Here is a 10228-nt window from a genome sequence, read left to right as displayed (position 1 = left end):
GGTCAGCCGGGCGAAGGCGGTCAGCCGGGCGAGGGCGGCCAGCCCGGAGAGGGCGGTCAGCCGGGCGAAGGCGGTCAGCCGGGCGAAGGCGGTCAGCCGGGCGAAGGCGGTCAGCCCGGAGAGGGCGGTCAGCCTGGCCCTGGAAGCGGTGGCCAGGGGGGCGGGAGTCCCGACGGCGGACCGAACGGCGGCGCGCCCTCAAACGGCGGCAGCCGCAACACGCCCACCGACGAGGCGAACCTTGACTATGCGAAACGCTCCACCTCCCTCGCCCTCGACAAGCTCCGCGATCAGCTCGATCGCGGAGAGGTCGACCCGGATCTTCTCAAGGAACTGGGGTGGACCGAGGACCAGATGCGGCGGTTCGCCGATCGGATCGGCGACCGCCTCAACGCCCCGGAGCAGCCCGCCGACCCGCGGGAAGCCGCTCGCCAAAAGCAGTTCGAAGCGATGCTGAAAGCGTTGCAGGCCCGCCGCGGGAACCGCTCCGCGATGCGGCAGGGATCGGAGATCGAAGGGGACGACCTCAACGAAATCGGCCCGCGGGATCTGCCGGTGCCGCCGGAGTTCGAGGACCTCTACCAGTCCTACCGCCGCAGTATCGGCCGCACCGCCGGAGAGTAGTGACCCCGCCGGACGCCGCAGCGGCCGCGGTCAGAAGCCCGGGCCCCCTCCGGCCGGCGGGGCGCCGCCCTGGGGCGCGGCGCCCGATGCCGCGGTGCCGAACTCCAACGTTTGCAACATCAGATCGCGGGAATCGCCCATCCCCGGGCCGATCATCGCCTCTTCGGGCATCACCAGCGCGATGATCGTCGTCCGTCCGCCGAGCTGATGGGCATAGAGTTCGACGCGGTGCACCTGTCCGTCGCCGAAGTCGCCCACCAGCGGCGCCGGCGGGGTCCGGTACTGCACCGGGGGAGCGAACGGTTGCGGCGGTTCGGGGAACGTCCGCGGTTTGAACTGCTCCGGCTCCGGCGTCGCCAGGAACCGTCCGTTCAACTCCATCGAGCGGGCGAAACGATCCGCGATCTCGAATACGAAGTTCTCCGGCGCCAATCCGGGCATCACGGGGTCGTCCTTCAGCCCGGCGGTGTCCAGCACGTACAGCCAGCGATGCCCGACCTGCTCGCCTTCGCCCGGCAGCGGTCCCTGCCAGGCGCCCTTCATCCCCGGCAGCGGGTCGAGCAGATAGGTCGGCTGCCGCTTGTCGACAGGGGGTTCCCAGAACTCGTCTTCCAGCTCCTCCTTCGTCGGCTTGGGCGGGGGCGGTTGCTCCTTGAACCCGCGCGGCACGCGGAGGGACATGCCGAACTTCTCCCACGGGGCACTCAGGGCGGCGTCGACCTCCTGCCGTTGGGCGAAGTACGGAACCGTGTTGCCGGTGAAGTCGGCCTGATAATCCGAGTCGCCGCACCCCGACGCGGCGAGAACCAGCAGGAGGCAGCAGGAGAAACGCATGCGGAAGGGACCGGGGCGGAGTTGTGCGGAACCGCGATCATCCGTCGCCGGTCCGCGATCGGTCAACCGGCCGCCGCGTCCGCGTGCGGAAGGTCCGGGAACCGGCCCCGCTCGAACACGACTCGTCCGCCCAACACCGTGTGCGCCACCCGTCCCCGCAGCGTCCGTCCGGCGAGGGGCGTGCGGGCGACGGGCACGGCGAGCGTCGCCGGGTCGCAGGTCCACTCCCCGGCCACGTCGAGGACCGCCAGGTCTGCCCGCTCGCCCGGCGCCAGCGACGGCGTTTGCCGGTCCAAGACGTCCGCCGGCCCGGTCGTCAGCAACTCAATCAGTCGCGGAAGTTTCTCCTCGCCCAGCGCCGTGTTCGCCGCGGCAAAGGCGATCTCGAAGGCTTCGTATCCGGGGGGAGCCGCCAGCAGATCGACCGGGTCCAGCAGCGCCGGATCCGGGCGGTGCCCCGCGGTGAGGCAGGCAATCGCCGGGGGATACTCCGGCGTGCGACGCCCCTCGCCGGCGAGATGAATGAGGAATTCCCGGTCACGGTCGTCGCGGAACGGCGGGTCGACGCGGCCGGCGGGGTCGAACCCTTCCAGCGCCGCCGCGGTGCAGAGCAGATGCGTCGCCGTGACGGCCGCGGAGATCGGCGCCGGATCGAGCAGCGTCTCGTTCAAATAATCCGAGACGATCATCGCGGCCCCGCCGTCTGACAGGGCGGTGAAGTGCAGTCGACGGCCGCTCGGATCCGCGAGTTCGATCGCGTGGGCCAGTTCGATGCCCCGCCGCACCGCGACCCGTTCGCTCGCCGCCGAGACGCCGAACAGTCCCAGCTGCGCGGCGACCGGGCCTTCCGCGGCGACGCCGCCCTCGCTGAGTTCCGCGTCGCGCGGCAGATCGAACACTCGCCGATTGAGCATCTTGGCGTACAGCAACCCGCGGCGAAGCAGTTCGCTGTCGCCGTGCGGTTCCGGTCCGTCCCCGAACGCGACCGCCCCCGCTTCGGCGGCGTCGCCCAACTCCGCCAAGCGGCGGGTGCCGGGCACCGTCAGCGGGCCGATGCGCAGTAGTTTGGGGCACGGGCCGTTGAAGTCGCGGGCCTGCCGAGCGGTGCCGAACGCCGCGACCCTCGTGTAGCCGCCCGCCAACGCCTGCCGCGCGAAGCGTTCGTTGACGCCCGCGGTCGGGGCGACCGCGTGCGGTTCGACGAACCCGGGGCAGACGACCAGCCCGACGGCGTCGATCGTCGCGTTCGGCTCGCCGCCCGGCGGATCGATCAGGACGCCGTCGCGGACCCACAAATCGCGGATTTCATCGCTCCCCGACGCCGGGTCGATCACCCGGCCGCCGGCGATTCTCAGGGTGAACGAATTTGTCGTGCGGTCGCTCATCGCCGGGCCTCCATCAGCGTCGCCAGGCAGGCCATGCGGATGAACACGCCGTTGGCGACCTGCTTCAGAATCAACGAGCGCGGGCCGTCGGCGACCTCGCTGCTCAGTTCGATCCCGCGGTTGATCGGACCGGGGGCCAGCACCCAGGGATCGCGACCGCTGCGGGTCAGGCGGGTCTGCGTCATGCCGAACAGGCGGTAGTACTCCGCCGGGCTGGGGAAGAACGCCCCGCGTTGCCGTTCGAATTGCACCCGCAGCAGGTTGACCGCGTCGCTTTGGGCGAGGGCGGCGTCGAGATCCGTGAAGAACTCCGCCCCCGGCAACTGTCGGGGCAGCAGCGTCGACGGGCCGCAGACCAGCACCCGTGCCCCCAACGCCCGCAGACCGTGGATGTTCGAGCGAGCCACCCGGCTGTGCAGGATGTCGCCCACCACCGTGACCGTCTTCCCGGCCAGCGACTCGCCGGTTCCCTCCTGCGAAAAAGCGTCCCGCAGGCTCAGCAGGTCGATCAGGGCTTGGGTGGGATGTTCGTGGGTGCCGTCGCCGGCGTTCAACAAGCCGGAGGTGACGAACTCCCGCAGCCGATGCGGCACGCCGGGGGAGCCGTGCCGGATCACCATCAGATCCACGCCCAGGGCTTCGATCGTGCGGACGGTATCCGCGACGGTCTCGCCCTTGGCGACGCTGGAGCCGACCTCGGTGAACTCGACGGTCTCCGCCCCCAGGCGTTTCGCCGCCAGCCGAAAGCTGTTTCGGGTGCGGGTGGAGTTCTCGAAGAACAGGTTCCCCACCGTCGCCCCGGCCAGAGGAGACGGGAGGGCGCGTTCGTCGGCCAGTCGCCGAAACTCCACCGCCCGATCGAGCAGCTCGGTGATCTCATCTCCGTTCAGATCCGCCAGCCCGACCAAATGCCGACGATCCCACGGCGGTTTCGGCGGCGAGCCGGGGGCGTCAGACCCCGGCGCATGGGGTTTAGGCGAAGCGTCCGTCACGCCCGGGAGATTACCGGCCGTCCCCGGGTACCGCGACCCGGCGGACGGCGGGCGCCGGGGCGATTTGCGGCGGCGTCGGTTCGACCGTCGCGGTCGGCAAAGGCGGCTCCGGGTCGGCTGCGTCCACCTCGATCGTCTCCGCAGTGGATGCCGGGGCGTCGGTCGGCGTTGCGGGTCCGTTTGCGGCTCCGACGATCCCAGCGAGCAATGCCCCGCAGGCGATCGCCCAGCCGGCGGTGCGAACCGGGGAGACCGGCGGTCGCACGGGACGCAGCCGATCGGCGGCCTCCGCGAAGGATATGGGCGCTGCTTCGGGGCGATGGCCGAGCAAAGCGTCGATCAACGACGCCAGCGGTTCGGGCGTGTCCGGGGCCAACTCGGTAATCGAGGGCAGCAGCGGGGCGGCGGCGTGGACGGTGCCGAACCGGCGCGGGGCGAACAGGTAGGGCGGTCGCCCGGTCAGCACGCCCCACATCAACCCGGCGAAGGCCCGCAGGTCGGCCTCGGTGCCGAACTCGACCGGGCCGCTCTCCGCTTCGACCCAACCGCCGCGGGTCGCGTCGCCGGACCGCGGGGGCAACAGCGGAGCGAGACCGCAATCGACCAGAACCGGCCCCCCCGGCGAGAGCCGCACGTTGTGGGCGTGAATCTCGCCATGAATCAGCCCGGCGGCCTCCGCCGCGGCGAGGCCCGATGCCAGCCGACGCGCCAGCGTGTACGCCTCCGGCCCGTCATACCGTCCGCGGGCCGCGATGCGATCCGCCAACGTCGGTCCCGAGACCGGCGCCGAGCGCACCCAAATTCGTTCGCCCTGCTCCTCGCCCGCGGTCTGCACGACCACGGCGTCCGGGACCACGATCGCCGGGTGGGAGACGACGACGCGGCAGAGATGATCCAACGGGTCGGTGCGTTCGCCGCAGCGTTTCAATACGGCTGCGCCCGTCGGCCCGCTCGCGGTGCAGGTGCGGGCGCCGAGGCTCCCGGTGATCGCCAGCGGGCCGACGCGCAGGTCGGCGTCGCGGCCTTCGAGGAACGCGGTCGCCTGATGATCCGTCAGATCGCCGGCGGCGTGCAGGCGGTCCAGCCAGAGCAGTTCGCCCGCGGGCACCTCCGCGGAGAGTCGTCGCACGGCCCGGCCGTATCGTCCCGCGCGCCCGGACAACCGGGGATCGAGGGCGGCGAGGCGGGCGGCGAGATCGGTCGGAGGAGCCGGCATCCCCCGGGTTTTCGCACCCGAAGCGGTTCCGGGGCCAGACCGGATTCGGCTTGACGCCCCAAACGCCGTGCTGTGAAACAACGGCCTCCCTTCTTACCCCGCTCCCCCAATGTCCGATCCGCCCGTGCTCATCCCGGCGTTCGGAACGCCGCGGGCGGTCCGCCGCTGGATTCGCACGCACCCGGCCGCGGGGGTCCGCTTCGTTGCTTGCGGCTTCAACGGCGAAGGCTTCGAGACGAACGACGATCCGCTCGTCTGCGTGGCGATCGAGCGATTCCCGGAGGAATGGCCTCACAACAGCGTGCGCACGCTGCTGGATCGCTTCCCGCTGTCCGATTGGATCGTCGCCTGCGGACCGTGGGCGAACGGCGGAGACCGCACCGGTTCCCCGTGGCCGGCAGCGCTCCGCCGGGGAAATGCGGAGGGCCTGCGAGCGGCGCTCGCAGCATTGGACGGGCACGGGTCCGGCGGGGCGTTCGGCGATCGGCCGTCCCCCGCTCCGCCGCCGGGCGTGGGGCCGGCGCTGGTCGTCAGCCCCGACCGAGGCTATGCCGCAGCGCTCGCTCGAACGCTGTCCGGTCCCGCGTCGGGCGGGCCGTCCGGACCGATCTGGGAGCTGTGGGATCGAGACCACTGGGACGACCGGCGAGCCGCCGACCTCACCCGCTCCCGCTTGCGATTCCCGGAGCGGGTGCGCGTGGCGGTCGCGTCGCTCGAATCGCCGGTCGAACCGGGCGACGCCGGCTTCGACGCCCTCCTGCGGAAGTGGGATCCGCCGGAGGTCGTCTGGGCCGCGGTTCAGTCCGCGACGGTCTCCGCAGCTTCGTCGGCGGCCTCGTCAGTGGCCGCGGCCGCTTCGACAGCCGCCTCCTCGATCGCTCCCGGCTCAGCCGGGTCGGCGGATTCCGCTTCGAGGGCGTCCGCGTCGCTCACCGGGTCGAGCGACTGAATACGGAAGTTGCGGAAGCTGACGTCGGTCGTGGGATCATGCCCCTGCAGCACGATGTAACCGGCGTCGTCCCGACGGCCCTTGCGGGGGTTCGGATCGAGGTCGCGTTCGTCGGTGAAGTCCGTGACCTGCAGACCGTTCACCCAGGTCGCCATGCGATTGCCGACGCAGAACAGGGTGACGTGGAACCACTCGCCATCGTTCGCGTTGATGTACCGAGCCGGCTGACGACGGAAGATCCCGCCGGTGCCGAAGCCGTCTTGGTAATCGTCCGGGTCGGTGCGTCCGCCGGGGCCGAGCGTGTTCTGCAACTGCATCTCGTACCCGTTGGAGGGGGCGTCGGCCGTCGGTTCGATCGTGCGGAAGAAGATCCCGCTATTGCTGTCCTTCGAATTGCACTTCACCTCGCATTGCAGGACGAAGTCGCCGTACTGCTGCTCGCTGCGGAGGAAGCCGGGGCCGCCGGTCAGGTGCAGTTCCGGGCCGTCCCTGGTGACGGTCGCTTCGCTGCCGTCGACGGGGGTGAAGCTGTCGATCGACAGCAGTTCCGTGTCCGGCAGGAACTCGATGTACCGCGCCGCCGTGCCGTCGTTGCCGCGGATGCCGAGGATCGCGGGGGCGAAATAGCCCGTGATGTCCGCCCCCTCGAGGGATTCAGGATTCGCCGGCGGCGGGTTCAGCCCGAATTGGCCGGGGGTCCACTGGTCGACGGTCTCGGCCGGCTTGCCGGGCAGGAAGGGGTAGTCGCGATCGCCGACGACCCAACCGTCGGCGAAGCTGGCCCAGACTTCGCCGTCGACCGGGTGCCAAGTCTCGATGTGAACGGTTCCCGCGGCCAGCGGCATGCGGAACTCGGCGCCGGCGGCGCAGCCGCTGTCGTCTTTGTCGTGCAGCTTCATTTCCGGGCGAGCGACGCTCGCTTCGCCGCCGTCGACGCTCCAGCCGAAGAACGTTTGCCCGTCGAACAGGGCGATGCGTCCGCGGGCGAGGTCCTCCGTGGAGAGGCCGTCCGGGAAATGCACGCCCTCCGCTTCCAGCGGGGCGGCCGGCATCGCCGGCGGATCGGGCAGTTCGTCGAAGGTGGGCGGACCGACCTCGAACTCCTCCCACTGCTCGAACGCCAGCTCCTCATCGTCCCACTCGATCTCCAGCGGTTCGCCGCGATTCACGTCACAGCCGACGAGGGCCAGCGGCAATAGGAGAGCGAGTCCCCGATAAGCCGGGACGAAACGTTTGAACGACGGCATTTCTAAAGCTCCGGCGGAAGTCGGCGACATGAATCAACAAACGCCAGCGTGAGGGTCTCAGCCCTCCCACGCAACAGTTCACCGCGGGCCGTCGGTATTGCCCGAATCATTCTTAAGGTCGCCGGATTCGGCTTCGCTTGAAGCGGACTCGTCCTCAAGCCGCTCCGGCATCTCGACGGCCTCGAAGATCGGGACGTCGTCCGGTGCCTCCTCCGGTTCGTGCAGGATTGAGATCGTCTGCGTTTCGACCTCCGTCTCCCAAGTGCAGCCCACGAGGGAGAGCAGGCAGGCGCCCGCGAAACCGCAGGCGACGGCCGCGAGTCGGTCAGACGCGATCACTCGCCGATGCTCCAGCGGAGGTAGGCGTCGATGAACCGTTGCAGGTCGCCGTCGATGACGGCGTCCGGGTTCGTCTCGCGGTGGCCGGTCCGAGTGTCCTTGGCGAAGCGATCCGGGTGCAGCACGTAGTTGCGAATCGTTTCACCGCCGAAGCCGATCTTGCTCTTCTCGCCGCGTCGCGCGGCGTTCTCCGCCTCTTGGGCTTCGACCTGCATCTGATAGAGCTTCGATTCCAGCATCTGCCGGGCGTGGGCGCGGTTCTGGTGCTGGCTGCGCTGGCTCTGACACTGCACGACGGTGCCGGTCGGCAGGTGGGTCAGACGAATGGCGGACTCCGTCTTGTTGACGTGCTGACCGCCGGCCCCGCCCGCGCGCATCGTGTCCTCGCGGACGTCCGCGGCGTAATCGACGTCCACGCTGATCTGATCGCCGAGATCCGGCGTGACGTCGATCGCGGCGAAGCTCGTCTGCCGCCGGCCCGCGCCGTCGAAGGGGCTGATGCGAATGAGCCGATGCTGGCCGCTTTCGCCCTTTAGATAGCCGAACGGGTGATCGCCCTTCACCAGCAACGTGGCGCTGCGGATGCCGGCCTCTTCCGCCTCGGAGGACTCCACCAACTCGACTTTGTACCCCTCCCGTTCCGCCCAGCGCTGATACATCCGCATCAACATCGCGGCCCAGTCGGCGGCGTCGGTGCCGCCCTCCCCCGCCTGGATCGAAACGAAGGCGTCGCAGCGGTCTTCCGGGGCGCTCATCACCTGCCGAAGTTCCATCGCGTCGGTCTTCTTCTCCAACGTGGCGATCGATTTCCCAAGGTCGTCCGCCATCGCGGCTGCCTCCTCGGGGTCTTCGGCGGCCAGTTCGAGATACGCCTCGGCATCGCCCTTCAGCTCCAGCAGTTCGTTCAACGGCTTGAGCACCGCCTGCGTGGCGGACAGACCGGAGACGACTTTCTGAGCGGCCTCCTGATCGTCCCAGAAGGTCGGGGCGGACATCTGGGCGTTCGCCTCCTCGACCTTGGCGGTCAGAGCCGCGTGGTCAAAGAGAGTCCTTCAGATTGGTAATGCGAGCGAACACCGCGTCGGCGCGGGCGGAGAGGTCGGCGTCCATTGAAAAAATCGCGAGGGGCGAGGCGTAGGGAGAAAGTGAAATCGCGACCGCGGCGAGCGGAGGGCGTCAGCCCTTTGAGGCATGCGAGCGGCTCAGCCGGAGAGACTTAGCGGGCTGACGCCCCCCGCTCGCTTGGGGTTCAGCCGTTCGCGGAGAGGCCGATGCCTTCGTAGGTGAAGCCGCGTTCGGCCATCTCGGCGGGGTCGAACAGGTTGCGGCCGTCGAGGATCACCGGGGCGGCCATCGCGTGCTTGAGGTAGTCGAAGTCCGGGTTGCGGAACTCGTTCCACTCCGTGCAGATGCACAGCAGGTCGGCGTCGCGGGCGGCGTCGTAGTGGTGTTCGCCGTAGATCAGCTTGTCGCCGTAGATCGCTTTCACGTTCGCCTCCGCGACCGGGTCGTGGACCTGCACCGTGGCGCCGGCCTTCAGCAGCGAATCGATCAGCACGAGCGCCGGCGCTTCGCGAATGTCGTCGGTGCGGGGTTTGAAGGCCAGACCCCACACGCCGATCGTTTTACCGCTGAGCTTCTCGCCCAGTTGGGCCTTCACCTTCTCGAACAGAACGGTTTTCTGCGCGTCGTTCACCTCGTCGACGGCGGCGAGAATTCGCGACGTCATCCCCGTGTCTTCGGCGACCGCCATCAGCGCCCGCACGTCCTTCGGGAAGCAGCTTCCGCCGTAGCCCACGCCGGGGAACAGGAAGGAGAAGCCGATCCGCTGGTCGTGCCCGATGCCGCGGCGGACGCTGTTCACGTCGGCGCCGACCCGCTCGCAGAGGTTCGCCATTTCGTTGATGAAGCTGATCTTCGTCGCCAGCAGGCAGTTGGCGACGTATTTGGTCATCTCGGCGCTCTCCCACCCCATCGACAGGAAGGGCCGCTCCGTGCGAAGGAAGGGTCGGTACAGCTCGTGCAGCACTTCCGTCACCTCATCGCGGACCGTTCCGACGACGACGCGATCCGGTTTGGTGAAGTCGTCGACCGCGGCGCCTTCCTTGAGAAACTCCGGGTTGCTGGCGACGTCCACGTCGCGGCCGGTGAGTTCCTTCAGCTTGGCGGCGACCTTGCGGTTCGTACCGACGGGGACCGTCGACTTGATGACCACGATCGCATCCTCCTTGATCCGCGAGGCGATCGTCTCCACGCAGCCGAACAGCGCCGAGAGGTTCGCCCGACCGTCGTCCCCCTGCGGGGTGCCCACGCCGATGAACACGCACTTGGCGTCCGGGATGGCGCCGTCCGGGTGAGTGGTGAACTTCAAACGGCCCGCGGCGTGGTTCCGTTTGACCAGTTCGGTCAGGCCGGGTTCGTAGATCGGGATGACCCCGTCGTTCAGGCCGGCGACCTTTTCTTCGTCAATGTCCAGGCAGGTCACCTGATTGCCGCTCTCGGCGAAGCAGGTTCCGGTGACGAGACCGACGTAGCCGGTCCCGATCATGGCGATCTTCAAGTCAATTCCTCTCAGACGACGCGGTCCGCGGACGCGCGTGATAACGGGGACGCGGGTGAGTGTAACGACGCCCACCACCCGA

General features: G+C 69.2%; 9 protein-coding genes. 1 reads left to right on the top strand and 8 read right to left on the bottom strand.

Annotation, left to right across the window (positions count from 1 at the left end):
- Positions 1-624, top strand: a 624-nt coding sequence (locus LzC2_RS10620) for a hypothetical protein (RefSeq protein ID WP_185168674.1), incomplete at its 5' end; no start/stop codon positions are given.
- A gap of 30 nt (positions 625-654) precedes the next feature.
- Here LzC2_RS10620 and LzC2_RS10615 read toward each other — a convergent pair.
- From LzC2_RS10615 to LzC2_RS10580, 8 genes are all read right to left on the bottom strand, one after another.
- Positions 655-1458 carry a hypothetical protein gene (locus LzC2_RS10615; RefSeq protein ID WP_171186662.1) on the bottom strand — a complete coding sequence of 268 codons (804 nt, stop codon included), beginning with the start codon at positions 1456-1458 and terminating at the stop codon, positions 655-657.
- A gap of 62 nt (positions 1459-1520) precedes the next feature.
- The gene (locus tag LzC2_RS10610; RefSeq protein ID WP_171186660.1) at positions 1521-2843 is read right to left on the bottom strand and encodes a dihydroorotase; all 1323 of its coding nucleotides are present in this window, start codon (positions 2841-2843) and stop codon (positions 1521-1523) included.
- Positions 2840-3835 carry an aspartate carbamoyltransferase catalytic subunit gene (locus LzC2_RS10605; protein WP_171186658.1) on the bottom strand — a complete coding sequence of 332 codons (996 nt, stop codon included), beginning with the start codon at positions 3833-3835 and terminating at the stop codon, positions 2840-2842. Before LzC2_RS10605 ends, LzC2_RS10610 begins: the two co-directional genes overlap by 4 nt.
- Positions 3836-3845: 10 nt before the next feature.
- Positions 3846-5051 carry a serine/threonine-protein kinase gene (locus LzC2_RS10600; RefSeq protein ID WP_171186656.1) on the bottom strand — a complete coding sequence of 402 codons (1206 nt, stop codon included), beginning with the start codon at positions 5049-5051 and terminating at the stop codon, positions 3846-3848.
- A 798-nt stretch (positions 5052-5849) separates the two neighbouring features.
- A complete protein-coding gene (locus LzC2_RS10595; RefSeq protein WP_171186654.1) occupies positions 5850-7247 on the bottom strand; it encodes a 3-keto-disaccharide hydrolase in 1398 nt (465 codons plus the stop codon).
- 78 nt (positions 7248-7325) lie between these two features.
- Entirely contained in the window at positions 7326-7586 is a 261-nt protein-coding gene (locus LzC2_RS10590; protein WP_171186652.1) for a hypothetical protein, read from the bottom strand.
- Positions 7583-8696 (bottom strand): peptide chain release factor 2 gene (gene prfB / locus LzC2_RS10585; RefSeq protein ID WP_206678657.1). Its coding sequence is split into 2 segments (ribosomal slippage): positions 7583-8626 and positions 8628-8696, totalling 1113 coding nucleotides; the frame shifts between segments, so codons are not numbered across the junction. Before prfB ends, LzC2_RS10590 begins: the two co-directional genes overlap by 4 nt.
- Before the next feature lie 139 nt (positions 8697-8835).
- A complete protein-coding gene (locus tag LzC2_RS10580; RefSeq protein ID WP_171186650.1) occupies positions 8836-10146 on the bottom strand; it encodes a UDP-glucose dehydrogenase family protein in 1311 nt (436 codons plus the stop codon).
- Between the last annotated feature and the right edge of the window lie 82 nt (positions 10147-10228).

This window comes from Alienimonas chondri (assembly GCF_013036045.1).
In the GTDB taxonomy this organism is placed as follows: domain Bacteria; phylum Planctomycetota; class Planctomycetia; order Planctomycetales; family Planctomycetaceae; genus Alienimonas; species Alienimonas chondri.
The sequence above is the reverse complement of the archived record's forward strand: the minus strand, read 5'-3'. Positions and strand labels throughout refer to the sequence as shown.

Bases quoted from the DNA above. Each gene is read 5' to 3' on its own strand.
- LzC2_RS10615 (WP_171186662.1), bottom strand. From the start codon at position 1,458: ATGCGTTTCTCCTGCTGCCTCCTGCTGGTTCTCGCCGCGTCGGGGTGC.
- LzC2_RS10610 (WP_171186660.1), bottom strand. From the start codon at position 2,843: ATGAGCGACCGCACGACAAATTCGTTCACCCTGAGAATCGCCGGCGGC.
- LzC2_RS10600 (WP_171186656.1), bottom strand. From the start codon at position 5,051: ATGCCGGCTCCTCCGACCGATCTCGCCGCCCGCCTCGCCGCCCTCGAT.
- LzC2_RS10595 (WP_171186654.1), bottom strand. From the start codon at position 7,247: ATGCCGTCGTTCAAACGTTTCGTCCCGGCTTATCGGGGACTCGCTCTC.